Consider the following 22,798-nt stretch of genomic DNA (forward strand, 5'->3'; position numbering starts at 1 on the left):
GCAGGTGCCCCGAGACCGTGGAGGACCGATGAGCACCGAGCCCGACCGCATCCCCGCCGCCGACCTGCCGCCGGGGACCGTGCGCCGCGTGGGCGACTGGGCGGTGGGCAACCACGGCGGGGACTACTTCGCCGTCTCGCGGCACTGCCGGCACCAGCTCGCCGACCTGTCGAAGGGGTCCGTCGACGCCGACGGGTGCCTGGTCTGCCCCTGGCACCAGAGCCGCTACGACGTCCGCACCGGGGAGATGGTGTCCGGCCCGCGCGGCTTCCTCGGCTACCACGGGCCCACGCCGGGCTACACGCAGTTCGTCCGGGCCTACGGCCGCGTGCTGCGGCTGCGCGTGCGCCGGGCGCTGCGCCGCGGCGAGGACGTCGTCGTGGAGTGAGCGGAGTGGGAGGGCGCGGAGAACGCGCCCCTCCCACTCCGCTCGCACGCTCACGCCAGCTGCTCCCAGAGCGCCCGGCGGCGGGCCTGCTCCTCGGGGTCGGGCACCGGCAGCGAGGCCAGCAGCCGCTGGGTGTAGGCGTGCTGAGGCGCGCCGAGCACCTCCGCGCCCGTGCCCTCCTCGACCAGCCGGCCGCGGTAGAGCACCGCGATCCGGTCGGCGAGCAGGTCCACGACGGCGAGGTCGTGGCTGATGAACAGGCAGGCGAAGCCCAGCTCCCGTTGGAGCTCGGCGAACAGCTCCAGCACCCGCGCCTGCACCGAGACGTCGAGCGCCGAGGTCGGCTCGTCGGCGATGAGCAGCTCGGGGTCGAGGGCGAGCGACCGGGCCAGGCTGGCCCGCTGCCGCTGCCCGCCGGAGAGCTCGTGGGGGAAGCGGTCGCCGAAGGTCTTCGGCAGCTGCACCGCCTCCAGCAGCTCGTCGACCCGGCCGCGGGCGGCGCGCGGGTCGTCGGCCCGGCCGTTGACCACCAGCGGCTCGGCGACCGCCTCGGCGATGGTGAGCAGCGGGTTGAAGCTCGAGGCGGGGTCCTGGAAGACGAAGCCGATCCGCCGGCGCACCGGCCGGAACGCCTTCTCCTTCACGCCCCGCATCTCGGTGCCCAGCACCTGCAGCGAGCCGTCGGTGACCTTGGTGAGCCCGGCGATGGCCCGCCCGATCGTCGTCTTGCCGCTGCCGCTCTCCCCCACCAGCCCGAGCACCTCGCCGGGGCGGATGGCGAAGCTGACGCCGTCCACGGCGACGAAGTCGGGCTTGCGCAGCCGCCCGGGGTAGACGATCCGCAGGTCGCGGGCCTCCACCACCGGCGTCGCGGCGGCCCAGCCCGCCGGCCGTCCGGCGGCCCGCTCCTCGGCCCGCGCCCGGCCCTCCCCGAGACGGGGCACCGAGCCCAGCAGCTGCCGGGTGTAGGGCTCCCGGGGCGCGGTGAACAGCGTGCGGACGTCGGCCTGCTCGACGATCCGGCCCTGGTACATGACCGCGACCCGGTCGGCGAGGTCGGCGACGACGCCCATGTTGTGCGTGATCAGCACGATCGCGGCGCCGAACTCGTCGCGGCAGCGGCGCAGCAGGTCGAGGATCTCCGCCTGCACGGTCACGTCCAGAGCCGTCGTCGGCTCGTCGGCGATGATCACGCCGGGGTCGAGCACGAGCGCCTGCGCGATGACGATGCGCTGCTTCTGGCCGCCGGAGAACTGGTGCGGGTAGTGGTCCACCCGCTCCTCGGGGTCGGGGATGCCGACCCGCCGGAGCACCTCGATCGCCTTCTCGCGGGCCTCCTTGCGGCTGTACCGCCCGTGCGCCCGCAGCCCCTCGGCGATCTGCCAGCCCACCGGGTACACCGGGTTGAGCGCGGTCGAGGGCTCCTGGAACACCATCGCGGCGTCCCGGCCGCGCACGTCGCCCAGCTGCCGCGGCGACAGCGTGACGACGTCGCGCTGCTCGGCGCCGTCCTTGCTGCGCAGCAGGACCGCCCCGCGGGTCCGCGCGGTCTCCGGCAGCAGGCCCAGGATGCTGCGCGCGGTCACGGTCTTGCCGCTGCCGCTCTCGCCGACGACGGCCAGCACCTCACCGGCGGCCACCGACAGGCTGACGTCGTGGACGGCGGTGATCGGACCGGCGTCGGTGGCGAAGGAGACCGACAGGTTCTCGATGCCGACGACGTCCTCGCGGGCGCTGGTCACAGCGTGTTCCCTCCCATCGTCTCGAGCCCGGACAGACCGGCGGGCCCGGCGCCCAGCGGACCACCGGGCACGACCGGGGTCTCGGCCGCGTCGCCGGCCTCGACCGCCCGCCGGCTGCGCAGCCGCGGGTCGGCCAGGTCGTTGAGGCTCTCGCCGACCAGCGTCAGGCCGAGGACGACGAGCACGATCCCCAGACCGGGGAAGATCGACGTCCACCAGATGCCGCTGGTCACGTCGGACAGCGACTTGTTCAGGTCGAAGCCCCACTCCGCCGCGGCGGTGGGCTCGATGCCGAAGCCGAGGAAGCCCAGCCCGGCGAGGGTCAGGATCGCCTCGGAGGCGTTGAGCGTGAGGATCAGCGGCAGCGTGCGGGTGGCGTTGCGCAGCACGTGCCGGCTCATGATCCGCCAGTGGCCGGCGCCGACCACCCGGGCGGACTCGACGAACGCCTCGCCCTTGATCCGCACCGTCTCCGCGCGCACCACCCGGAAGTACTGCGGGATGAACACCACCGTGATCGAGATCGCCGCGGCCAGGATGCCGCCGAGCAGGCTGGACTGACCGCCGCTGATGACGATCGCCATGATGATCGCCAGCAGCAGCGACGGGAACGCGTAGATCGCGTCGCAGACGACGACCAGCACGCGGTCCAGCCAGCCGCCGAAGTAGCCCGAGACCAGGCCCAGCAGCACGCCGGCGAACAGCGAGAAGAGGATCGCGACGACGATGACCATGAGCGCGGTCCGCGACCCGTAGACGACGCGGGAGAGGACGTCGTAGCCGCCGACGGTGGTGCCCAGCCAGTGCTCGGCCGACGGCGGCTGCTGCGCGCCGAACGGGCCGTCGGCGTCGCGCAGCTGGTTGTAGCCGTACGGCGCGAGCAGCGGCGCGAACACCGCGGTCAGCAGGAACACGCCCATCAGGACCAGCCCGGCGACGAGCATGCCGCGCTGCAGCCCGACGCTCTGCCGCAGCTGGTGGACGACCGGCAGCCGGCGCCAGCCGCGGCGGGCGGGGTCGGTGCCGGGGGTCTCCTCGACGGGAGCGACGGTGGTGGCCATCAGTACCTCACCCGGGGGTCGATGAGCGCGGCGATCACGTCGACGATGAAGTTGGTGACGGCGACGATCACGGCGAGCAGCGCGACGATGCCCTGCACCGCCACGAAGTCGCGGGCCTGCAGGTACTCGGCCAGCTGGAAGCCCAGGCCCTTCCACTCGAAGGTGGTCTCGGTGAGCACGGCACCGCCGAGGAGGAGGGCGATCTGCAGGCCGATGACGGTGATGATCGGGATGAGCGCCGGCCGGTAGGCGTGCTTGCGCAGCAGCCGCCGCTCGGCGACGCCGCGGGAGCGGGCCGCCTCGACGTAGCCGGAGCCGAACGTGCCGATCACGTTGGTGCGCACCAGCCGGAGGAACACCCCGGCGGTCAGCAGGCCGAGCGCGATGGCGGGCAGCACCGCGTGCTCGAGCACGTCGAGCACCACGTCGGGGTCGCCGGTCCGGATCGCGTCGATCAGGTAGATCCCGGTCGGGTTGTCGAGGAACTGCAGCTGGATCTCCGCGCCGGTCGAGGCCCGGCCGGCGACGGGCAGCCAGCCCAGGCCGCTGGCGAAGACCAGCTTGAGGACCAGGCCGGCGAAGAAGACCGGCGTGGCGTAGCAGAGGATCGCGAAGACCCGCAGGACGGCGTCGGGCCACCTGTCCCGGGAGTAGGCGGCCAGCCGGCCGAACGGGATGCCGACCACGAAGGCCACGAGCAGCGCGTAGCAGGCCAGCTCGAGGGTCGCCGTCCCGAAGGTGGTGAGCACCTCGACCACGGGGCGCCGGTCGGACAGCGTCGTCCCGAAGTCGCCGGTGAAGACGTTGCCCAGGTACTCCAGGTACTGGACCAGGAGCGGGCGGTCGTAGCCGGCCTCGTGCACGCGCTGGGCGAGCTCGGCGGCGGTGAGCCGGCCGCCGAGGGCCGCGGTGATCGGGTCACCGGTGGACCGCATGAGGAAGAAGACCGTCGTCACCAGGATGAAGACGGTGGGGAAGATCAGCAGGAAGCGGACCAGCAGGTAGCTGCCCAGGCCGCCTCCGCCGCGTCGGCGTCGTCGCCCCGAGGGCGCGTCCTCCCGGACCGGGTCGCCGGCGGCCAGCTCCGTCGCTGCTGTGGTCATGGATGTCACTTCCGTCGGTGCGGCTCCCCCGCACACGGGAGGCCCCGGGCGACCGCGCCGTGTGGCGGGGTCACCCGGGGCCGGTGTCGCCAGTGTCCCTCGGGTGGGGTCAGCCCTTGCTCAGGGCCCCGTAGCGGAACTTGAAGGACGCGTCGAGCGTGTCCGCCGCGCCGTCCACACCGGTGCGGACGACGGCCACCTGGGCACCCTGCAGGTAGGGCACCGTCGAGAGGTCCTGCGCCTCGAGCTGCTGGATCTGCTCGATGAGGCCGGTGCGCTGCGCCGGGTCCGGCGTCGTCACCTGCTGCAGGATCAGGTCGTTGACCTGCTGGTTCTCGTAGTGGTTGCCCAGGAAGTTCTCCGTGAGGAAGAACGGCGTGAGGTAGTTGTCGGCGTCGGAGTAGTCCGGGAACCAGCCGAGCTGGTACGCCGGGTAGACGTCGGCCACGCGGTCCTCGGAGTACTGCACCCACTCGGTGGTCTGCAGGTCGACCTGGAACAGGCCGGTGGACTCCAGCTGGTCCTTGATCAGGGCGTACTCGTCACCCGAGGACGGGCCGTAGTGGTCGTTGGAGTACTGCAGGGACAGCTGCACGGGGGTCTGCACGCCGGCGGCCTGCAGCACCTGGGCGGCCTTGTCGGGGTCGGCCGCGCCGTTGCCGTCGCCGTAGAGGTCCTTCAGCGGCGTGGTGGCGCCGGTCAGGCCCTCGGGGACGAAGGAGTACAGCGGGGTGTAGGTGCCCTTGTAGACCTGGTCGGCGATCTCCTGCCGGTCGAGCAGGTGGGCCACCGCCTGGCGGACGGCGAGCGCCTTGGCCGGGTCGGCGTCGGGCTGGGTGGCGCCGAAGGGCTGGGTGTTGAAGTTGAAGACGATGTAGCGGATCTCGCCACCCGGGCCGTCGACGACCTCGACCTCGTCGTTGCCGCGCAGGTCGTCGATGTCGGTCGCCGACAGGCTGCGGAAGGCGACGTCGATGTTGCCCTCCTCGATGTCCAGCTTCAGGTTCGAGGAGTCGGCGTAGTACTTGACGTTGACCTGCGAGGTCTTCGGCGCCCCGAGGAGGCCCTGGTAGTCGGGGTTGGCCTCGTAGGAGATCAGGTTGTTCTGGTCGTAGTTGGTGATCACGTACGGCCCCGCGAAGGCGTTGCCGTCGACGATCTCCTGGTCCGGGGTCAGCGCGGTCGCCGAGAAGACGTCCTCGTCGACGATGGGGCCGGCCGGGCTCGAGAGGATCTGCGGGAACGTCTGGTCGTTGCCGTTCTCCAGGTTGAACACGACCGTCGTGTCGTCGGGCGCGTCGACGCCGGCGAGGTTGGCCAGCAGCGCGGCCGGGCCGTTCGGGTCGTTGATGGCGACCATCCGGTCGAAGGTGAACTTCACGTCCGACGAGGTGAGGTCGTTGCCGTTGGCCCACTTCAGGCCGGGCTTGAGGGTCACCGTGTACTGCGTGGGCGAGGTGAACTCGGCGGACTCGGCGATGTCGGGCTCGACGTCCGGGCTGCCGTAGTTGGTGTTCATGAGGAACGGGAACACCTGGTTCATGACGGCGAAGGAGCCGTTGTCGTACGAACCCGCGGGGTCGATCGTGGTGATCTTGTCGCTGGTGCCGATCGTCAGCGCCTCGCCGCTGCCGCCGCCGGAGCCGCCGCCGTCGCCGTCACCGCCGCCGCACGCCGTCAGGGCCAGCGCGGTCACCGCGAGGCCTGCCGTGGCGGCGCGCACACGCCGCCGGCCGGTCAGAACGGAACTCATCCGCCTACCTTCGTTCTTCCTGGGAACCCTCACGGACGCCGGACATGTTCCAGGTCACAGCGGGGTACGGGTGTTGGTTACTCATGCGTAGCACAGCGTTCGCCCAGCCCGAAGGCCCGGCCAGCACTGTTATCCGCTCGTGACTGCCGGCGCCAGGACGCGCACGCCGGCCCCGTCCAGGGGCTCGCCGTGGCCCCGTCCCGGGTCCCGCCCTGAGCGTGCGAAGGGTGGGGAGGACGGGGTCCTTCTTCGGTGAGGAGGACGGGGTCCTCTCAGGCGTTGCCCATGGCGCGACTCCGCGCCACGGTCCGCTCCTCACTCGTTCCTCGCTGCGGTGCTCCCGCGGCTGTCGTCACGCGTCGATGCGGCGGCGGCCCTCGAACGCCCGGCCCAGCGTGACCTCGTCGGCGTACTCCAGGTCCCCACCCACGGGCAGGCCGCTGGCCAGCCGGGAGACCGCCAACCCCATCGGCGCGACCAGCCGCGCCAGGTACGCGGCGGTCGCCTCGCCTTCGAGGTTGGGGTCGGTGGCGATGATCAGCTCGGTCACCGTGCCGTTCATCAGCCGGGTCATCAGCTCCTTGACCCGCAGGTCGTCGGGCCCGACACCCTCGATCGGGCTGATCGCGCCGCCGAGCACGTGGTAGCGCCCGCGGAACTCCCGGGTGCGCTCGATCGCGACGACGTCCTTGGGCTCCTCGACCACGCAGATGACGTCGTCACTGCGCCGCGGGTCGCGGCAGATGCGGCACTGCTCGCCCTCGGCGACGTTGTAGCAGGTCACGCAGAAGCGGACCTCGGCCTGCACCCGCTGGAGCGCGGCGACCAGCCGGCCGACGTCGGCGGACTCGGCGGCCAGCAGGTGGAACGCGATGCGCTGCGCGCTCTTCGGCCCGACGCCGGGCAGCCGGCCGAGCTCGTCGATGAGGTCCTGGACGGCCCCCTCGTACACGGTGTTCCTCTCGTCGGGTCAGGGCGGCGCGGCTCAGAGGCCGGGTAGCCCCAGGCCGCCGCCCAGGCCGCCGGCGAGCGGACCCATGCGGCTGGCGGTGAGTTCGTTGGCCTGGCGCGAGGCGTCGCGGACGGCGGCGACGACGAGGTCCTGCAGGGTCTCGACGTCGTCGGGGTCGACCGCCTCGGGGGCGATGGTGACCGCGCTGAGCTCACCCTGGCCGGTCATGGTCGCGGTGACCAGGCCGCCACCGGCCGAGCCGGTCACCGTCTCCTGGGCCAGTTGCTCCTGCGCGGCAGCCAACTGCTGCTGCATCTGCTGCGCCTGCTCGAGCAGGCGTGCCATGTCGGGCTGGCCTCCGGGGAACATGACCCGAGCGTAGGCCGCGGGTACGACGCCCGCCGGGACGACGGGCCGACCACCTTCTTCAACCAAGAGGTTGACAACGCGGCCGGACGAGGCCACCGTGTCCTCAACCGAACGGTTGACGAAGAGAGGAGGAACCGACGTGGCCGCCGATCCCCTGTCCCGGGTCTTCGCGGCCCTGGCCGACCCCACCCGGCGCGACATGGTCGCCCGTCTCGCGGTGGCCGACGCGACCGTCGGTGAGCTCGCCGAGCCCTACGACGTGAGCGTGCAGGCGGTGTCCAAGCACCTGCGGGTGCTCGAGGACGCCGGCCTGGTCAGCCGCAGCAGGGACGCCCAGCGCCGCCCGGTCCACCTGGAAGCCGAGGTCTTCGACCTCATGACGAAGTGGATCGAGCGCTACCGGCGCCAGGCCGAGGAGCGCTACCGCCGTCTGGACGACGTCCTCCGGAACATGCCGGACGAGCCGTCGTCGCCCACCACACGCACTGCACGACCCGAGGGAGGAACCCCGTCATGACCACCACCACGCACGAGACCCAGATCGCCCTCGACCCCGAGGTGCCGCTGGTCCGGATCACCCGGGAGTTCGACGCCCCGCCGGCCAAGGTGTTCCGCGCGCACACCGATCCCGACCTGCTGGTGCAGTGGCTCGGTCCGCGCGGCCTGGAGATGTCGATCGACCACTACGACTGCCGCACCGGCGGTTCCTACCGCTACGTGCACCGGCAGGACGGCGAGGAGTACGCCTTCCACGGCAGCTTCCACGAGGTGCGGCCGGACCAGCTGATCGTGCAGACGTTCACCTTCGAGGGCATGCCGGACGGCGTGGCGCTGGAGAAGCTGGTCCTCGAGGACCTCGGCGACGGGCGCACCCGGCTGACCACGACCTCGCTGGTCGACTCCTTCGCCGACCGCGACGCGTTCGTGGCCAGCGGCATGGAGGTCGGCGTCGTCGAGGGCTACGAGCGCCTCGACGAGGTCCTCGCCCGCAGCTGAGGGAGGAGCCCCGCCCCCGCCGCCGGTCTGGGTCGGCGGGGGCCGGGGGTGTCCTCACTCGATGGGGCGGGCGCCGAGCTGTGCGCGCAGCAGGGCCAGGGCCGCCTGCTCGGGGTCGACCGCCGGCGCGGGCTCCCGGTCGCCGGAGCCCTCCGCCGCCCGCTCGGCCATGAGCTCGCGGGCCTCGGCGGCCTCCGCGGCGCGCGCCGCCTCACGGGCCACCTCCGGCGAGGCCGCCGGCCCGGTGCTGCGGACCGCTCCCTCGACGACGACCTGCACCTTCCAGCGCACCCCGAGCAGCTCCTGCAGCGCCTGCCGGACGACGTCCTTGTTGAGGTCGTCGCCCAGCATCTTGGCCAGCGCCGGCGAGGTCGCCGCCAGGGTCAGCACGCCGCCGGCGAGGTCCTGCACCTGCGCGCTCTTGAGCAGGGCCTCGGTGGTGCGCTTGTGGCCGCGCACCACCTTGAGCAGCTCCGGCCACACTCGGCGGACGTCGCTGGTGGTCAGCTCGCCGTCACCGGCGGTCGTCGAGGCCGGGGCGGGGTCGGCCGAGACCACCGGCGTCGGCTCGGCCCCGCGCGGCGCGGGCGAGGAGCTGGCCGCTGCCCGGGGTGCCGCGGGCGCGGCCGGGCGCGGCTGCTCGGTGCGCACCGCCGCGGGCGGCGCCGCGGGACGGGCCGGGCCGGCCCACCCGTCCTCGTCGTCGGTCGGCTCCGGGGGCAGCGGGATGTCGGGGTCCGCCGCGGCGACCCGTGGCCGGCGGGGCTCCTCCGCGGGCGCCGGCTGCGCGGCGGGCGCCGGCGGGGTCGCGGGCGCCGGACGCGACGGCGCGCCGGACCCCGGCGGGGTGGTCACGGGCCAGTCGTCGGCGGCCGGAGCCGGGCGGGAGGCCGGCGCGCCGGACCCGGGCGGGGTCGTCGCGGGCCAGTCGTCGGCAGCCGGTGACCGGGCCGGCTCGGCGCGGGGCGGCTCCGGGACGGCGGCGGGCGCGGGAGTGGCCGGGGCGGGAGCGGCGGGCGCAGGAGCGGACGGTGCGGGAACGGCGGTGTCCGGGCCTGCGGCGGCGGCCGGCGCCGGAGCGGATGGGGCCGCCTGGGACCTGCGCACGAACTCCCGGCGGGGACCGGCCGGCTGCTCGGGCGCTGCGGGAGCGGGTTCCGCCGGTTCCCGACGGGTCTCGCGCACCGGCGCGTCGGCGACCGGCCGCCCGGCGTGCTCGCCGGCGATCGACAGCCGCCGCTCGAGGCGTTCCAGCCGCTGGAGGGTGGCCGCCGCCGAGTCGTCGGTCGCGGGCAGCAGCATCCGGGCGCACACCAGCTCGAGCAGCAGCCGCGGCGCCGTCGTCCCGCGCATCTCGGTCAGGCCCTCGTGCACGGTGTCGGCCATCCGCGACAGGGTCGCCGCGCCCAGGGCCTGCGCCTGCGAGCTCATCAGGTCCAGCCGGTCGGGCGGGCAGTCGAGCAGGCCGTTGCCCCCGGCGTCCGGGACGGCGTCGAGCACGATCAGGTCGCGCAGCCGGTCGAGCAGGTCGGTGGCGAACCGGCGGGGGTCGTGCCCGGCCTCGACCACCCGGTCGACGGCGCGGAACACGGCGGGCGCGTCGTGGGCGGCCAGCGCGTCGATCGTCTCGTCGAGCAGCGCGTCGTCGGTGACCCCGAGCAGGCCGACCGCGCTCTTGTAGGTGACCCCCTCCGGCCCGGCGCCGGCCAGCAACTGGTCGAGGATGGACAGCGAGTCGCGGACCGAGCCGCCGCCGGCCCGCACCACCAGCGGGAACACCGTCGCCTCGACCTGGACGCCCTCGGCGGCGCAGGTCCGCTCCAGCAGGCCGCGCAGCGTCGTCGGCGGCACCAGCCGGAACGGGTAGTGGTGGGTGCGCGAGCGGATGGTGGGCAGCACCTTGTCCGGCTCGGTGGTCGCGAAGACGAAGACGAGGAACTCCGGCGGCTCCTCGACGACCTTGAGCAGGGCGTTGAAGCCCTGCGTGGTCACCATGTGCGCCTCGTCGACGATGTAGACCTTGTAGCGGCTGTTGACCGGGGCGAAGAAGGCGCGCTCGCGGAGGTCGCGGGCGTCGTCCACACCGCCGTGGCTGGCCGCGTCGATCTCGATGACGTCCAGCGAGCCCGGCCCGTCCGGCGCCAGGGCCACGCACGAGGCGCACACCCCGCAGGGCGTGGACGTCGGCCCCCGCTCGCAGTTAAGCGAGCGGGCGAGGATCCGCGCCGAGGAGGTCTTGCCGCACCCGCGCGGGCCGCTGAAGAGGTACGCGTGGTTGATCCGCCCGCCGTCGACGGCGTTGACGAGCGGGGCCGTCACGTGCTCCTGGCCGACCACCTCGGCGAAGGTCGCCGGGCGGTACTTCCGGTAGAGCGCCAGAGCCACGCGACGAGGTTACGTGGCAGGTCGGACGACACCGTGGACCTCCGCCGCGCCCTGCGTCACGCCCGGGCCCAGGAACGCGAGGACCCCCCGCGCACCCGCCAGAGCCTGCTTATCCTTGCTGCCTTCCGGCCCTGGGGAGGTTCACAGGATGACGCCACGCGGGGGGTCGGCCTCCACTGTAGAGGAAACCGGTCGGCCGATCGTGGGTGCCCTCGCTACGCTCCCGGCCATGACGCACGCGCTCGTCCTGCCCCCGCCGCGCTCCTGACCCGGAGCACCGCGGGCTGCTGACCGCCCGGCGCGACCGCGCCCGGCCCCTGCGCCGTGCTCCGGACCGAACTCCCCGATCCGGATCCGACCAGGAGCGTCATGCCCACCCCCACTCCCCGCGCGTCCGCCGCGCGCGGTTTCCCCCTCGTCGTGGCCGCCGCCCTCTGCTGGGGCACCTCGGGCGTCAGCGGCCGCATCGTCGCCGACCGCACCGACCTCGGCCCGCTGGACATCGCCTGGCACCGCATGGCCGTCGGTGCCGCCGTCCTGCTCGTCGCCCACCTGCTCACCCGCCGGCGCCGCCCGGTCGCCGTCCCGCTGACCCGGCCGGTCGCCGTCCGGCTGGCGCTGGTCGCGGCGGGGCTGGCCGCCTACCAGCTGGCCTACTTCGCCGCCGTCGCGTCGGCGGGGGTGAGCATCGCCACGCTGGTCGCGCTCGGCCTGGCCCCGCTGCTCATCGCCGTCGGCGCGGCGCTGCTCGGCCACGGCCGGCCCGACCGCGCCACGGTGCTCGCGCTGGCCGCCGCGCTGACCGGGCTGGGCCTGCTGGTCGGCCTGACCGCCGGGGCCTCGACCGGGACGGCGGTGCTGCTCGGCGCCCTGCTGGCGGTCGGGTCGGCGCTGGGCTACGCGGTGGTCACCCTCGCCAGCGGGGGCCTGCCGGCCGGCGTCCCGGTGACCCTGGCCGGGTTCGTCGGCGGGGCGCTGCTGCTCACCCCGGTGGCACTGGCCGGGGGGCTGCACCTCACGGCGGAGCCGGTGGCCCTGGCCACGCTGCTCTACCTGGGCGCGGTGCCGAGCGCGGCGGCCTACGCGCTGTTCTTCCGCGGGCTGCGGACCGTGCCCGGCGCGGTCGCGGCGATCGTCACCCTGCTCGAGCCGGTCACCGCGACGGTGCTGGCCACCGCGTTCCTGGGCGAACGACTGCCGCTCGGCGCGCTCGCCGGCGGCGTGCTGGTCCTCGGCGCGGTCGCGGGCCTCTACCTGCGGCGGCTCGGCGTCCGCGCCCGGCCGGACGTCGTCCCCGAGCCGGCCGCCTGAGGAAGACCTGCCTGCCCCCACCGCTCGCGAGCTCGCGGCGGGCCCCGGCAGGCAGGCCTTCCCGGTGGCGGAGGATGGGAGATTCGAACTCCCGAGGGGTTGCCCCCAACCCGCTTTCCAAGCGAGCGCCATAGGCCACTAGGCGAATCCTCCAACTGCGCGCCCCAGGATACCGGGCGGCCGGGAGGAGGTGCGCCGCGGCACCCGAGCGGCGCGGGACGGGCGGGGGTGTTTCCCGTCGGCAGGGTAGGGAAGGCTGGTCGGAACCAGCCGCTCCCCCGGCACGCAGCACCACGAGGAGGCACTCCCCATGACCGAGCCCGACCAGCCCCGGCCCGAGGTCGTGGACGCCATCGTCGCGGTGCTCAAGGGCGCCGACCCCTCGGGGCTGCCGCCGTCGGCCACCAAGGCCGAGAAGGACACCGCCAAGGACCGCTACCTGTCGGAGTTCGCCGCCGAGCGGAGCAAGCGGGACCGGCAGACCCGCGCCTGGGAGCTGCTGCTCACCCGCAGCTACGACGAACCGCCCACCTGGGAGCGGCTGTTCGACGACCTCTCCCCCGACGCCGCCCGCGAGCTCGGGGAGCTGTACGACGCGCTGCCCGCGGGAGCCCAGGAGGAGTACGCCCGGCGCTACGGCGTCCCCTCCGGGGTCTGACCGGCGCCACCCACCCCCGCGGGACGGGGACCGGAGATGACCGCACCCGACGACCTCGTCGCCGGCCGCTACCGCCTGGTGTCACGGATCGGCGGTGGCGGCATGGGCGCGGTGTGGCTGGCCCACGACGACCGGCTGGGGCGGCACGTCGCGCTCAAGCAGGTCCTGCCGCCCAGCGGGGCCGACCAGGCCGCGGTGGAGCAACAGCACCAGCGCGCGCTGCGCGAGGGCCGCATCGCCGCCCGGCTGAGCCACCCGCACGCCATCCGCGTCTTCGACGTCGCGGAGGTGGACGGGTCGCCGTGGCTGGTCATGGAGTACCTGCCCTCGCGCAGCCTCGCGGAGGTGCTGCACGAGGACGGCGTCCTGCCGGTGGACGTGGTCGCCCAGATCGGTGCCCAGATCGCCGACGCGCTGGCCGCCACGCACGCGGCCGGGGTCGTCCACCGCGACGTGAAGCCGGCCAACGTCCTCATCGGCTCGGGCCCGGACGTCGACGGCCTGGTGAAGATCACCGACTTCGGCATCTCCCACGCCCGCGGCGACGTCACGCTGACCCAGACCGGCCAGATCACCGGCACGCCGGCGTTCCTCGCCCCCGAGGTCGCGCAGGGTGTGGAGATGACGCCGGCCTCGGACGTCTTCTCCCTCGGCGCGACGCTCTTCACCTGCCTGGAGGGCCAGCCCCCGTTCGGGATGGACGACAACGCCCTGCGGCTGCTGCACCGCGTCGCGGCCGGCCGGCCGGAGTCCCCGCGGCGGGCCGGTTCGATGACCGGGCCGCTCCTGCGGATGCTCGCGACCGACCCGGCGCAGCGCCCGACGATGGAACAGGTGCGCGACGAGCTCGCCCAGCTCGCCGTCGGGCCGGACGGCGACCCGACGACGGTCCTGCTGGCCCGCACGAAGCTGCGCTCGTCCACCAACCGGGCCCGGACCGCCGAACTCCCTCCGGCGGCCGCCACCCCCACGCCTCGCCGGCCGCCACCCCCGCGCCGCGCGCCGACGTCCGCGCCGGCCCGGCACCCGCAGCCGCCACCGGCTCCACCGCCCGCCGCACCGCGGCCCGCCGGTCCACCGCCCGCCGCGCCGCCGGCGTCCCGGAGCCGGGCGCGCCGGCGGAGAGCCCCGCTGGTCGCCGTCCTGCTGGTCGCCGTCCTGCTCGGCGGGGGCGCCGCGCTCTGGTTCACCACGCGGAACGACCCCGGCGGGACGGGCGCGCAGCCCGCTCCGGCGTCGTCCTCCCCGGCCGGTGGAGACGGTGCCGCGGCACCGGACACGGCCGGCCCCGCGGAGGACGGCGCGCCGGTGGACGAGGACGCGACCGCGGTCGCCGAGGACACCCTGGACGAGTACTACGGCCACCTCCCCGACGACCCGGAGGCGGCGTACGCCATGACCGGGCCGACGCTGCGCGCCGCGGCCGACCGCGCCTACTACGAGGACTTCTGGGCGCCGTGGTCGGAGGTGGAGCTCGAGGACGTGCGCGACGCCGAGTCCGGGGACGACGGCACGGTCACGGCGACCACCGAGGTGCGCTTCACCCGCACCGACGGGCGCGAGGAGGTCGAGCGGCACGAGGTCCGGCTCGTGCCGGCCGACGACGGCGGGTGGCTGGTCGACCTCGACCGGTACGTCGACACCGTCGGCTGAGGACCCCGGAACGACGAAGCCGCCCCCGGGATCCCGGGGGCGGCTTCGCACTGGCGGTGGCGGTGGGATTTGAACCCACGGAGGCTTGCACCTCACACGCTTTCGAGGCGTGCTCCTTCGGCCGCTCGGACACGCCACCGCCGAAGAGACTACAGGTCCCGTTTCCGGCGGAAGAACGCGCGTAGCAGCGCGGCGGACTCCTCGGCGCGGACACCGCCGGTGACCTGCGGGCGGTGGTTGAGCCGGCGGTCGCGGACGACGTCCCACAGCGACCCGACCGCGCCGGCCTTCGGGTCGTCGGCACCGTAGACGACCCGGTCCACCCGGGCCAGCACGCTGGCGCCGGCGCACATGGTGCAGGGCTCGAGGGTGACGACGAGCGTCGTCCCGGTCAGCCGCCAGCCGTCGCCGTGCACCTGCGCGGCCGCGCGGAGGGCGAGCACCTCGGCGTGCGCGGTGGGGTCGCCGCGCTTCTCCCGCTCGTTGGCCGCCTCGGCGAGGACGGCGCCGTCCGGGCCGAGGACGACGGCACCGATCGGCGTGTCGCCCCACTCCACCGCGGCGGCGGCGAGCTCGAGCGCGCGCCCCATGGCGGAGTCGACGTCCGGGGTCACCGGGTCGTCTCCGGGGAGGTCGTGCTCTGCCCACCACCGTGGGCAGAGCACGACCGATCGGCCGCCCCCGTGCTCTCCGGGAGCTCGTGCTCTGCCCGCCAGGGTGGGCAGAGCACGACTGCGCGGGGAGACAGGTGTGCCGGCGGAGGGGTCACGGGCCTGCCACCGACAGGAGGTCGAGTCCGACGAGGTCCGACAGCTCGGCCAGCGCGGCGGTCGGGTCCACGACCTTGACGGTGTGCATCCCCATCGCCCGGGCGGGCTTGAGGTTGATGCCGAGGTCGTCGAGGTAGGCGCAGTCGGCCGGCTCGATCGCCCGGCCGACGGCCTCGGACAACCGGGCCAGCGCGCGGCGGTAGATCTCCGGCTCGGGCTTGCGCACGCCCTCCAGCGAGGACTCGACCACCGCGTCGAACAGTGCCAGCAGCTCCCCGAGCCGCCCGGTGCGCTCCATGGGCGCGACGTTGTTGGACAGCAGCGCCAGGGGCAGCCCCGCGTCCCGCAGCCGGGTCACGGCGGCGACCATCGCCGGGCGCAGCTCCCCGGCCAGCGCGGCGAGCACCCGGCGCGCGTCGAGGCGGTGCCCGGCGGCCAGCGCCTCGGCCTCGAAGGCGTCGATGAAGCCGGCGGCGTCGAGCTCGCTGCGCTCGTACCGCGCCCAGGCGTTGGTGTCGGGGTCGATGGTGTTCAGCCGCCGGATCAGCCCCTCCGGCAGCCCCGCCTCGGCCTCGTAGGCGGCGAACGCCGGCATCGGGCTCTCGGTGAGCACCCCGCCGAGGTCGAAGACGACGGCGGAGACCCTCCCGCTCACGGCGTCACCGCCGCGGCGAGCTCGTCGGCGAAGCCGAGCCGCGCGGCGATGGCGGCGACCATCTCGTCGGCCCACAGGTCGTCGGCGGTGACGATCGGCCGCAGCTGCTCGGCGGGGAGCCCGTCGTCGGCGAAGACGTCCAGGTCACCGCCGGGCCAGCCGGTCTCGTCGTCGTCGAAGGCGCCGTCGGCGTCGACGGCGATCCCGTAGCGCTCCACCACCTCGGCGGCGAGCACCCACTCCTGCATGGTCGCGTCGGAGATCAGCGCCCGCACCATGCCGCCCGGCCCGTGCCGGAGGACGACGAAGTACAGCCGAGAGTCGACGACGACCACGAACGGCCCCGGCCACTCGTCGGCGCCCGGCTCGCCGAGGGCCCGCTCCAGCACCGGCAGCTCGTCGGCCGCGTCGGAGGCCAGCAGCTCCACCTGCCAGCGCCCGGTCGGGCGGCTGACCCGCACCGCCCAGCTCGACCTCGGTTCGTCGCTCATCGCTTGCGCAGCATGGTCAGCCCGTCGGAGAGGGGCAGCAGCACGGTCTCCCAGCGCGGGTCGCCGGCCAGCGCGGCGTTGAGCTCGGCGATCGCCCGCTCGTTGTCCGTCTGCGGGTCGAGCACCCGGCCGCCCGCCAGGGTGTTGTCCAGCAGCACGACCCCGTTGTCGGTCAGCCGCGGGTGCAGCTCGTCGACGTAGGCGGCGTAGCCGGTCTTGTCCGCGTCGACGAAGGCCAGGTCGAACGTCGGCTCGGCCGGCAGCGCGCGCAGCGACTCGTGCGCGTCGCCCAGCCGCAGCTCGATCCGGTCGGCGAGCCCCGCCCGCGCCCAGTACCTCCGCGCGATCGCCGTCCACTCCTCGCTGCGGTCCAGGCAGAGCAGCGAGCCGTCGGCGGGCAGCCCGCGGGCGATGCACAGCGCGGAGAAGCCGGTGAACGTGCCGATCTCGATCGCCCGGCGGACGCCGAGGGCGCCGGTGAGCAGCTGCATGAACGTGCCCTGCTCGGCGGCGATCTGGAAGGTCGGCGGCACCTCGCCCCGGTCGGCCAGGGTGGCGGTCTCGGCCAGCAGGTCGGCGGCGACGTCGTCGGGCGGCTCGGAGCTGGCGCGGACGTAGTCGCTGAGCTCTGCGGTGAGCAGGAACGACCGCGGGGTCATGGCGCGTGACGGCGGAGGAGCGCGGGGGTCATAGCCTCTGATCATGGCCGATCCCGCGCCCGACGACGGTGCCGACGTCGACCCCGCGCTCTTCGCCCGGCTGGCGGCCGACCCGCTGGCCGGGCACCTGGGGATCGCGCTCGAGCAGGTGCGCCCCGGCTACGCCCGCGCCGCGATGACCGTCGGTCCCGAGCTGCTCAACGCCGTCGGCACCGCGCACGGCGGCGCGACCATGGCGCTGCTCGACGTCGTCCACGCGGCGGTGAGCAACAGCCACGGGACGGTCGCCGTCGCGCAGGACGTGCACACCGAGTTCCTCGCGCCCGGCCGGCCGGGTGACCGGCTGGTGGCCGAGGGCATCGAGGTGCACCGCAGCAGCCGCACCGCGGTCTACCGCATCGACGCCCGCGCGCAGGACGGCCGGCTGGTCGCGACCGCGCTGGCGCGGGTGTTCCGCACCGAGCGCCCCTGGGGGTCCGCGTGACCTCCTCGTTCCCCGTACCGACGATGCCGGCGCCGCCGGTCGGCGTCGTGGGCCTCGGCCAGCTCGGCGGCTCGCTGGCCGCGGCCCTCGTCGCGGCGGGCCGCCCCGTCACCGGGTGGGACGTCGACCCCGCCGCCCGCGAGGCCGCCGCGGCCCGGGGGGTGCGGATCGACCGGGAGATGGCCGGGGTCGTCGTCCTCGCCGTCCCGCTGCCGGCCATGGCCCGGGCCCTCGAGGGGCTCGCCGTCGCGCCCGACGCGACGGTCACCGACCTGGGCTCGGTGAAGGTGCCGGTGCTGGACGAGCTGGGCGCGGCCCTCGGGAGCCGGTACGTCGGCGGCCACCCGATGTGCGGCACCGAGCGGTCAGGGCACGCCGCCACCGACCCGGGCCTGTTCGCCGGCGCCCGCTGGGCGGTCTGCCTGGAGCCGGGCACCGAGCTGCCGCGGTGGCTGCGGGTGGCCGAGGTCGCGCTCGCCGTCGGCGCCGAGGTGGTGCCGGTGACCGCCGCGGAGCACGACGACGCGGTGGCCGCGATCAGCCACGTCCCGCACCTGCTCGCCGCGGCGCTCGCCGCCGCGGCCGGGGAGGCCGGCCCGCTGGCCCTGTCCCTGGCCGCCGGCAGCTTCCGCGACGGCACCCGGGTGATCGCCAGCGACCCGGGGTTCGTCACGGCGATGGTCGAGAGCAACGCCGGCCCGACCGCGGCCGCGCTGGCCCGGGTGCAGGCCCAGCTGGCCCGCCCGTGGCCCGAGCTGGTCGCCGCCGGGCACGCCGTGCGCGCGGGGGCGCCGGCCGGACGGCGCGGCGCCCGCGTGCCGCTGGACCGGACGGCGCTGCTGGCGCTCGGCCGCGCCGGCGGCGCCGTGACCGGGCGGCTGGCCGCGTTCCTGGAGGGCTGGACGCCGGACGTCGGCTGACGCCCGTTTCGCCCGCCGCGCGGCGGGCAGGGAGGCGACATGGACGACAGCGAGATCCGCAGCCGCATCGAGGCGCTGGTCGAGGAGGAGCACCGCCTGCGCGACAGCGGTGAGCACACCGACGAGGACCGCGCCCGGCTCCGCCAGATCGAGGAGGACCGCGACCAGCTGTGGGACCTGCTCCGCCAGCGGGACGCCAAGCGCCAGTACGGGCAGGACCCCGACGAGGCCCAGCCCCGCCCCGAGCAGCAGGTCGAGGGCTACCTGCAGTAGAAGGACCCCGTCCTCCTCACCCCTCGCACGCTCGGGGTGAGCCTCTGGACGGGGCCGGGGCGGGGGCACTGCAGGGGGCCGAGCGGGGCCTTCCAGGGCCGGGCCAGAACACTTAGAAGTCGAAGTGTGTGCCGCTGATCTTGCGGGTATGCCGCGCCTCGGCGCGCTCGGTCACGCGCCCGAGGCGAGGGGAGCAGGCATGGTGCACGCGGCGCGGACGATCCGGCGGGCAGTGGTCACCGGCGGGGCCGGGTTCCTCGGCTCCCACCTGTGCGAGCAGTTGCTCGAGCGGGACGTCGAGGTCGTCTGCCTCGACAACTTCCTCACCGGCTCCCCGGAGAACGTCGTCCACCTCATGGAGCACCCGGGCTTCCGGCTGGTCCGGTGCGACGTGACCGACTACGTGCACGTCCCCGGCCCGGTCGACCTGGTGCTGCACTTCGCCTCGCCGGCCAGCCCGCTGGACTACCTGAAGATGCCCATCGAGACGCTCAAGGTGGGCAGCCTCGGCACCCTGCACACCCTGGGCCTGGCCCACGACAAGGGCGCCCGGTACGTCCTCGCCTCCACCTCCGAGGTGTACGGCGACCCGCTGCAGCACCCCCAGGACGAGGACTACTGGGGCAACGTCAACCCGGTCGGCCCGCGCGGGGTGTACGACGAGGCCAAGCGGTTCAGCGAGGCCCTGACCACCGCGTACCGGACGTCGAAGGGCACCGACACCGGCATCGTCCGGATCTTCAACACCTACGGCCCGCGGATGCGCCCGGACGACGGCCGCGCCATCCCCGCGTTCGTCGGGCAGGCGCTGTCCGGCCGCCCGCTGACCGTCGCCGGGGACGGCTCGCAGACGCGGTCGATCTGCTACGTCGACGACACGGTGCGCGGCATCCTCGCGATGGCGTTCTCCGCCGAGGCGGGTCCGGTGAACATCGGCAACCCCGACGAGCTGTCGATGCTCCGGCTGGCCGAGTGGATCCGCGAGCTGACGGGGTCCTCCTCGCCGATCGAGTTCATCGACCTGCCCGTGGACGACCCCAAGGTGCGCCGGCCCGACACCACCCGCGCCGAGCAGTTGCTGGGCTGGCGGCCGACGGTGCCGTCGGAGGAGGGGCTGCGCCGGACGGTGGCGTGGTTCGCCGAGCAGCAGACGCCGGCGGTGGCCGCCGCGGGGTGACGCCGGTCGCCCGACGCCCCTCCGTCACCGGACGCATCTAATCTGTGAGCAGGGGCGGTCGCGGGGGTCGCCGTCGACGAGACCCTGACCGACCGACGGGGGAACTGCACGATGGGCCGCCACGCCGACACGTCCGCCGGCCGACGGGGCGTCGCCGTCACCCCGCAACTGCTCATCGCCGCGGCCGTGGCGCTCGTGGTGCTGGTCGCCGGCGGCATCACCTGGTGGGTCGTCAGCGCCGGTGACGCCGACTGCGACGCGACCGCCGTCGTCCGGGTGGCCGTGGCCCCGGAGCTGGCCTCCGTCGCCGACCGCGTCCTGGCCGACGCCGAGGGCGTGGCGGACGGCGACTGCGCGGGCGCCCAGGTGACCGCGCAGGAACCGGTGCAGACCCTCGGGGACCTCAGCGCGCTGGAACCGGCCGACCTGCCGCACGTCTGGGTGCCCGACTCGTCGCTGTGGCCGGCCCGGGCGGGCGAGGTCCCGCTGGAGACGGCGGGCTCGATGGCCACCTCCCCGGTCGTGCTGGCGACCAGCCGGGCCGCGGTCGCGGAGCTGGGCTGGGACGACTCGCCGCCCGGGTGGGGCGAGGCGCTGGCCAGCGACCAGGGCCTCGCCGTGCCGGACCTGGCCACCAGTGCCGAGGGGCTGGCCGCGCTGGGCGCCGTCCGGACCGCGCTGGGTGGCGGCGAGGACGCCGACAACGCCGTCGTCCAGGCCGTGCTGGCCGCCGAGCGCGGCCCGTCGGTCTCGCCGGCCGACGCGCTGGAGGCCGCGGGGGCGGACGACGCCGACGCGCCGCTGGTGCCGGTCAGCGAGCAGGAGGTGTACGCCACCAACACCAGCGCCGAGGACCCCTCGCTGGTCGCGGTGTACCCCCGCGAGGGCTCGCCGTCGCTGGACTACCCGGTCGTGCGGGTCGGCTCGGCCTCGGGTGCCGACGCGACGGCGGTGGCCGCGGTGGTGTCGGCGCTGACCTCCGACGCGGCGCGCACCGCCGTCCGGGAGGCCGGGTTCCGGGATGCCGACGGTGCCGCTCCCCCGCAGGCCGGCGAGGCGACCGGCACCCGCGAGGAGGCACCCGAGGCGCTGCTGCTCGACCCCGGGCAGGTGCAGTCGCTGCTGGCGCAGCTGGCCGAGCTGGCCGCGCCGTCGCGGATCCTCACCGTGTTCGACGTCTCCACGTCGATGGAGGCCCCGGCCGGCGACGGCACCCGCGCCACGCTGGCCCGGGACGCCGCGCAGAGCACCCTGGCGCTGGTGCCGGGCCATTTCGCGCTCGGCCTGTGGGTCTTCGCCAACGAGCTGGAGGGCGACCAGGACTGGTCGGAGCTCGTGCCCACGCGCGCCCTCGACGCCGAGGTCGACGGCGACACCCAGCGCGACCTGCTCGACGAGCAGCTCGACACCATCCCCGACCGGCTCAGCCCCGGCGGCACCGGCCTGTACGACACGACGCTGGCCGCCGTCCGCGCGGCGCGGGCCGACTTCGACCCGACCGCGGTGAACAGCGTGCTGATGGTCACCGACGGCACCAACGACGACGACGGGGTCGAGCTCGACGCGCTGCTGGAGACGCTGCGCGACGAGGCGGACGAGGACCGGCCGATCAAGGTGATCGGCGTCGCCCTCGGCCCGGACGCCGACCTCGACGCGCTGCAGGAGATCGCCGAGGCCACGGGCGGCGAGGCGTACTCCGCCGTCGACCCGGCCGACCTGCAGACGGTGCTGTTCGACGCGCTGCGCCAGCGCTGAGCCGTGACAGCGCGGTCCTCCGCACCGCGCCGGGTCGTGGCCGGCGCCGCGGGGGTGCGCACCGTTCCGGGAATGTCGTGCTCTGCGTGCCCCCGGTACGCAGAGCACGAGACAGCCGCGGCAACGGGACATCCCCGACACAGTCGTGCTCTGCATGCCCCCGGTACGCAGAGCACGACCTTGCGGGGAGGTGCTCGTGCTCTGCCCAGCAGCGTCGGCAGAACGCGAGCGTCCGGCGACCAGGTCAGAGCCGGACGGGCAGGTCGTCGCCGGTCCGGGCGAGCAGGTCGTCGAGGGCGTCGGTCACCTCGGCGACCGTGATCGCCTCCAGCGCGGGGTCGAGCTCGGTACCCCACGGGTCGCCGGTTCCGTCGCCGTGCCAGAGGACGACGTGCAGCGCCCCTCCGTCCGCGCCCCGCGGCGGCGGGCCCCACAGCGCCGGGGACACCGGCCCGAACAGCACCACCGAGGGGCGCCGGTAGGCGGTCGCCAGGTGCGCCATCCCGGTGTCGCCGCTTAGCACGACGCGGGCGCCGGCGACGAGCGCGGCCAGCTCCAGCGTCGACGTCCGCCCGGCCAGCACCGCGTCCTCGCCCAGGCCGGCCGCCGAGGCGACCGCGCGGGCCAGCGGGACCTCGGCCGGGCCGCCGGTGAGCCGCACGTCCAGGCCGGCCGCGGCCAGGTGCCGGGCGACCGCGGCGAAGCGGTCGGGCGGCCAGCGCCGTCCGGGGAAGGCGGCGCCGGGGTGCACCAGGGCGACCCCCTCGGGTGCCGGCGACAGCACGGCGGGGACCGTGAGGTCCAGCGCGTCCGGGTCGGCGGCCACGCCCAGGCCCTCGGACACCAGCCGGCACCAGCGGCGGACCTCGTGCTCGTCGGGGTACCAGGTCGGGCCCGGGTAGCCGGGGCTGGCGAAGGTGAGCAGCCGGTCCGGGTGCAGGTCGGCGACGACGACGTGCGAGGCCGGGCCCTTGCCGTGCAGGTCGACGGCGAGCTCCGGCGGGGGGCCCGCCCAGTCCAGCGGCTCGAGCTCGCGGGCGGGAAGCACCTGGTCGACCGCGTCGACCAGGCCGGCGAGCGGCGCGAGCGCGGTCGTCGTCGCGAGCACCAGGCGGTGCCCGGGCACGGCCGCCCGCACCGCCCGGATCGCCGGGACGCCGGTGAGCAGGTCGCCCAGCCCCAGCGGCCGCAGCACGACCGCCACCGGCCGCCCGTCGGTGAGGGCAGAGATGGCCATCTCTGC

23 protein-coding genes, 2 tRNA genes and 1 other RNA gene are annotated in these 22,798 nt (G+C 75.0%); 11 read left to right on the plus strand and 15 right to left on the minus strand.

Features of this window, described 5'->3' with window-relative positions; translation table 11 throughout:
* Positions 1-28 precede the first annotated feature (28 nt).
* Positions 29-388 carry a Rieske (2Fe-2S) protein gene (locus ACI789_RS04235; protein WP_457006877.1) on the plus strand — a complete coding sequence of 120 codons (360 nt, stop codon included), beginning with the start codon at positions 29-31 and terminating at the stop codon, positions 386-388.
* A gap of 50 nt (positions 389-438) precedes the next feature.
* On the opposite strand, the gene ACI789_RS04240 is transcribed toward ACI789_RS04235, so the two are convergent.
* The 6 genes from ACI789_RS04240 to ACI789_RS04265 form a co-directional block, all read right to left on the minus strand.
* Positions 439-2,130: an ABC transporter ATP-binding protein gene (locus tag ACI789_RS04240; protein WP_457006878.1), complete on the minus strand. Its 1,692-nt coding sequence runs from the start codon at positions 2,128-2,130 to the stop codon at positions 439-441.
* Entirely contained in the window at positions 2,127-3,191 is a 1,065-nt protein-coding gene (locus ACI789_RS04245) for an ABC transporter permease (RefSeq protein ID WP_457006879.1), read from the minus strand. Before ACI789_RS04245 ends, ACI789_RS04240 begins: the two co-directional genes overlap by 4 nt.
* Positions 3,191-4,294, minus strand: coding sequence for an ABC transporter permease (locus ACI789_RS04250; protein WP_457006880.1), 1,104 nt, complete (start codon positions 4,292-4,294; stop codon positions 3,191-3,193). Before ACI789_RS04250 ends, ACI789_RS04245 begins: the two co-directional genes overlap by 1 nt.
* A 109-nt stretch (positions 4,295-4,403) precedes the next feature.
* A complete protein-coding gene (locus ACI789_RS04255; RefSeq protein ID WP_457006881.1) occupies positions 4,404-6,047 on the minus strand; it encodes an ABC transporter substrate-binding protein in 1,644 nt (547 codons plus the stop codon).
* Positions 6,048-6,399: 352 nt separating this feature from the next.
* On the minus strand, positions 6,400-6,999 hold the full coding sequence (gene recR / locus ACI789_RS04260) for a recombination mediator RecR (protein WP_456920499.1): 600 nt from the start codon (positions 6,997-6,999) through the stop codon (positions 6,400-6,402).
* Positions 7,000-7,032: 33 nt separating this feature from the next.
* Positions 7,033-7,368, minus strand: a complete 336-nt coding sequence (locus ACI789_RS04265; protein WP_457006882.1) for a YbaB/EbfC family nucleoid-associated protein — start codon at positions 7,366-7,368, stop codon at positions 7,033-7,035.
* A gap of 139 nt (positions 7,369-7,507) precedes the next feature.
* Between ACI789_RS04265 and ACI789_RS04270 the strand changes: the two genes are divergently transcribed.
* Together ACI789_RS04270 and ACI789_RS04275 are read left to right on the plus strand one after the other, a co-directional pair.
* On the plus strand, positions 7,508-7,885 hold the full coding sequence (locus tag ACI789_RS04270) for a metalloregulator ArsR/SmtB family transcription factor (RefSeq protein ID WP_457006883.1): 378 nt from the start codon (positions 7,508-7,510) through the stop codon (positions 7,883-7,885).
* Complete coding sequence (locus ACI789_RS04275; protein ID WP_457006884.1) at positions 7,882-8,364, plus strand: SRPBCC family protein; 483 nt, start codon at positions 7,882-7,884, stop codon at positions 8,362-8,364. The genes ACI789_RS04270 and ACI789_RS04275 overlap by 4 nt, the downstream gene beginning before the upstream one ends.
* A 54-nt stretch (positions 8,365-8,418) precedes the next feature.
* On the opposite strand, the gene ACI789_RS04280 is transcribed toward ACI789_RS04275, so the two are convergent.
* Both ACI789_RS04280 and ffs read right to left on the minus strand, forming a co-directional pair.
* A complete protein-coding gene (locus tag ACI789_RS04280; RefSeq protein ID WP_457006885.1) occupies positions 8,419-10,749 on the minus strand; it encodes a DNA polymerase III subunit gamma and tau in 2,331 nt (776 codons plus the stop codon).
* A gap of 75 nt (positions 10,750-10,824) precedes the next feature.
* An RNA gene (gene ffs, locus ACI789_RS04285) (signal recognition particle sRNA small type) lies at positions 10,825-10,920 on the minus strand.
* 198 nt (positions 10,921-11,118) lie between these two features.
* Here ffs and ACI789_RS04290 point away from each other — a divergent pair.
* On the plus strand, positions 11,119-12,060 hold the full coding sequence (locus ACI789_RS04290) for a DMT family transporter (protein ID WP_457006886.1): 942 nt from the start codon (positions 11,119-11,121) through the stop codon (positions 12,058-12,060).
* 65 nt (positions 12,061-12,125) lie between these two features.
* Here ACI789_RS04290 and ACI789_RS04295 read toward each other — a convergent pair.
* A tRNA-Ser gene (locus ACI789_RS04295) sits at positions 12,126-12,213 on the minus strand.
* Between the two features lie 157 nt (positions 12,214-12,370).
* Here ACI789_RS04295 and ACI789_RS04300 point away from each other — a divergent pair.
* Together ACI789_RS04300 and ACI789_RS04305 are read left to right on the plus strand one after the other, a co-directional pair.
* Positions 12,371-12,718: a hypothetical protein gene (locus ACI789_RS04300; RefSeq protein ID WP_456920493.1), complete on the plus strand. Its 348-nt coding sequence runs from the start codon at positions 12,371-12,373 to the stop codon at positions 12,716-12,718.
* A gap of 36 nt (positions 12,719-12,754) precedes the next feature.
* The gene (locus ACI789_RS04305; protein WP_457006887.1) at positions 12,755-14,371 is read left to right on the plus strand and encodes a serine/threonine-protein kinase; all 1,617 of its coding nucleotides are present in this window, start codon (positions 12,755-12,757) and stop codon (positions 14,369-14,371) included.
* A gap of 51 nt (positions 14,372-14,422) precedes the next feature.
* Here the strand turns inward: ACI789_RS04305 and ACI789_RS04310 are convergent.
* From ACI789_RS04310 to ACI789_RS04330, 5 genes are all read right to left on the minus strand, one after another.
* A tRNA-Ser gene (locus ACI789_RS04310) sits at positions 14,423-14,510 on the minus strand.
* A 10-nt stretch (positions 14,511-14,520) separates the two neighbouring features.
* Positions 14,521-14,985, minus strand: coding sequence for a nucleoside deaminase (locus ACI789_RS04315; protein WP_457006888.1), 465 nt, complete (start codon positions 14,983-14,985; stop codon positions 14,521-14,523).
* Positions 14,986-15,136: 151 nt separating this feature from the next.
* Positions 15,137-15,796 carry an HAD-IA family hydrolase gene (locus ACI789_RS04320; RefSeq protein ID WP_456920748.1) on the minus strand — a complete coding sequence of 220 codons (660 nt, stop codon included), beginning with the start codon at positions 15,794-15,796 and terminating at the stop codon, positions 15,137-15,139.
* Positions 15,793-16,287, minus strand: coding sequence for a tRNA adenosine deaminase-associated protein (locus ACI789_RS04325; protein ID WP_456920749.1), 495 nt, complete (start codon positions 16,285-16,287; stop codon positions 15,793-15,795). The genes ACI789_RS04320 and ACI789_RS04325 overlap by 4 nt, the downstream gene beginning before the upstream one ends.
* Positions 16,284-16,946: an O-methyltransferase gene (locus tag ACI789_RS04330; RefSeq protein WP_456920750.1), complete on the minus strand. Its 663-nt coding sequence runs from the start codon at positions 16,944-16,946 to the stop codon at positions 16,284-16,286. Before ACI789_RS04330 ends, ACI789_RS04325 begins: the two co-directional genes overlap by 4 nt.
* A gap of 43 nt (positions 16,947-16,989) precedes the next feature.
* Between ACI789_RS04330 and ACI789_RS04335 the strand changes: the two genes are divergently transcribed.
* The 5 genes from ACI789_RS04335 to ACI789_RS04355 all read left to right on the plus strand — a co-directional run bounded on the left by ACI789_RS04335 (position 16,990) and on the right by ACI789_RS04355 (position 21,555).
* The gene (locus ACI789_RS04335) at positions 16,990-17,430 is read left to right on the plus strand and encodes a PaaI family thioesterase (RefSeq protein WP_457006889.1); all 441 of its coding nucleotides are present in this window, start codon (positions 16,990-16,992) and stop codon (positions 17,428-17,430) included.
* Positions 17,427-18,350, plus strand: coding sequence for a prephenate dehydrogenase/arogenate dehydrogenase family protein (locus ACI789_RS04340; RefSeq protein ID WP_457006890.1), 924 nt, complete (start codon positions 17,427-17,429; stop codon positions 18,348-18,350). The genes ACI789_RS04335 and ACI789_RS04340 overlap by 4 nt, the downstream gene beginning before the upstream one ends.
* 39 nt (positions 18,351-18,389) lie before the next feature.
* Positions 18,390-18,623, plus strand: coding sequence for a DUF2630 family protein (locus ACI789_RS04345; protein ID WP_456920755.1), 234 nt, complete (start codon positions 18,390-18,392; stop codon positions 18,621-18,623).
* A gap of 199 nt (positions 18,624-18,822) precedes the next feature.
* Complete coding sequence (locus ACI789_RS04350) at positions 18,823-19,800, plus strand: UDP-glucuronic acid decarboxylase family protein (protein ID WP_457006891.1); 978 nt, start codon at positions 18,823-18,825, stop codon at positions 19,798-19,800.
* Between the two features lie 111 nt (positions 19,801-19,911).
* The gene (locus tag ACI789_RS04355; protein WP_457006892.1) at positions 19,912-21,555 is read left to right on the plus strand and encodes a VWA domain-containing protein; all 1,644 of its coding nucleotides are present in this window, start codon (positions 19,912-19,914) and stop codon (positions 21,553-21,555) included.
* 244 nt (positions 21,556-21,799) lie between these two features.
* Here ACI789_RS04355 and ACI789_RS04360 read toward each other — a convergent pair whose 3' ends face one another.
* Complete coding sequence (locus ACI789_RS04360) at positions 21,800-22,792, minus strand: glycosyltransferase family 9 protein (protein ID WP_457006893.1); 993 nt, start codon at positions 22,790-22,792, stop codon at positions 21,800-21,802.
* Between the last annotated feature and the right edge of the window lie 6 nt (positions 22,793-22,798).

It is taken from the genome of Geodermatophilus sp. SYSU D00965 (genome assembly GCF_054050075.1).

What these genes read in the sequence shown, in the direction of transcription:
- ACI789_RS04235 (WP_457006877.1), top strand. Translation starts at nt 29, where the DNA reads ATGAGCACCGAGCCCGACCGCATCCCCGCCGCCGACCTGCCGCCGGGG.
- ACI789_RS04245 (WP_457006879.1), bottom strand. Translation starts at nt 3,191, where the DNA reads ATGGCCACCACCGTCGCTCCCGTCGAGGAGACCCCCGGCACCGACCCC.
- ACI789_RS04250 (WP_457006880.1), bottom strand. Translation starts at nt 4,294, where the DNA reads ATGACCACAGCAGCGACGGAGCTGGCCGCCGGCGACCCGGTCCGGGAG.
- ACI789_RS04255 (WP_457006881.1), bottom strand. Translation starts at nt 6,047, where the DNA reads ATGAGTTCCGTTCTGACCGGCCGGCGGCGTGTGCGCGCCGCCACGGCA.
- ACI789_RS04265 (WP_457006882.1), bottom strand. Translation starts at nt 7,368, where the DNA reads ATGTTCCCCGGAGGCCAGCCCGACATGGCACGCCTGCTCGAGCAGGCG.
- ACI789_RS04275 (WP_457006884.1), top strand. Translation starts at nt 7,882, where the DNA reads ATGACCACCACCACGCACGAGACCCAGATCGCCCTCGACCCCGAGGTG.
- ACI789_RS04290 (WP_457006886.1), top strand. Translation starts at nt 11,119, where the DNA reads ATGCCCACCCCCACTCCCCGCGCGTCCGCCGCGCGCGGTTTCCCCCTC.
- ACI789_RS04300 (WP_456920493.1), top strand. Translation starts at nt 12,371, where the DNA reads ATGACCGAGCCCGACCAGCCCCGGCCCGAGGTCGTGGACGCCATCGTC.
- ACI789_RS04305 (WP_457006887.1), top strand. Translation starts at nt 12,755, where the DNA reads ATGACCGCACCCGACGACCTCGTCGCCGGCCGCTACCGCCTGGTGTCA.
- ACI789_RS04325 (WP_456920749.1), bottom strand. Translation starts at nt 16,287, where the DNA reads ATGAGCGACGAACCGAGGTCGAGCTGGGCGGTGCGGGTCAGCCGCCCG.
- ACI789_RS04330 (WP_456920750.1), bottom strand. Translation starts at nt 16,946, where the DNA reads ATGACCCCGCGGTCGTTCCTGCTCACCGCAGAGCTCAGCGACTACGTC.
- ACI789_RS04335 (WP_457006889.1), top strand. Translation starts at nt 16,990, where the DNA reads ATGGCCGATCCCGCGCCCGACGACGGTGCCGACGTCGACCCCGCGCTC.
- ACI789_RS04345 (WP_456920755.1), top strand. Translation starts at nt 18,390, where the DNA reads ATGGACGACAGCGAGATCCGCAGCCGCATCGAGGCGCTGGTCGAGGAG.
- ACI789_RS04350 (WP_457006891.1), top strand. Translation starts at nt 18,823, where the DNA reads ATGGTGCACGCGGCGCGGACGATCCGGCGGGCAGTGGTCACCGGCGGG.
- ACI789_RS04355 (WP_457006892.1), top strand. Translation starts at nt 19,912, where the DNA reads ATGGGCCGCCACGCCGACACGTCCGCCGGCCGACGGGGCGTCGCCGTC.
- ACI789_RS04360 (WP_457006893.1), bottom strand. Translation starts at nt 22,792, where the DNA reads ATGGCCATCTCTGCCCTCACCGACGGGCGGCCGGTGGCGGTCGTGCTG.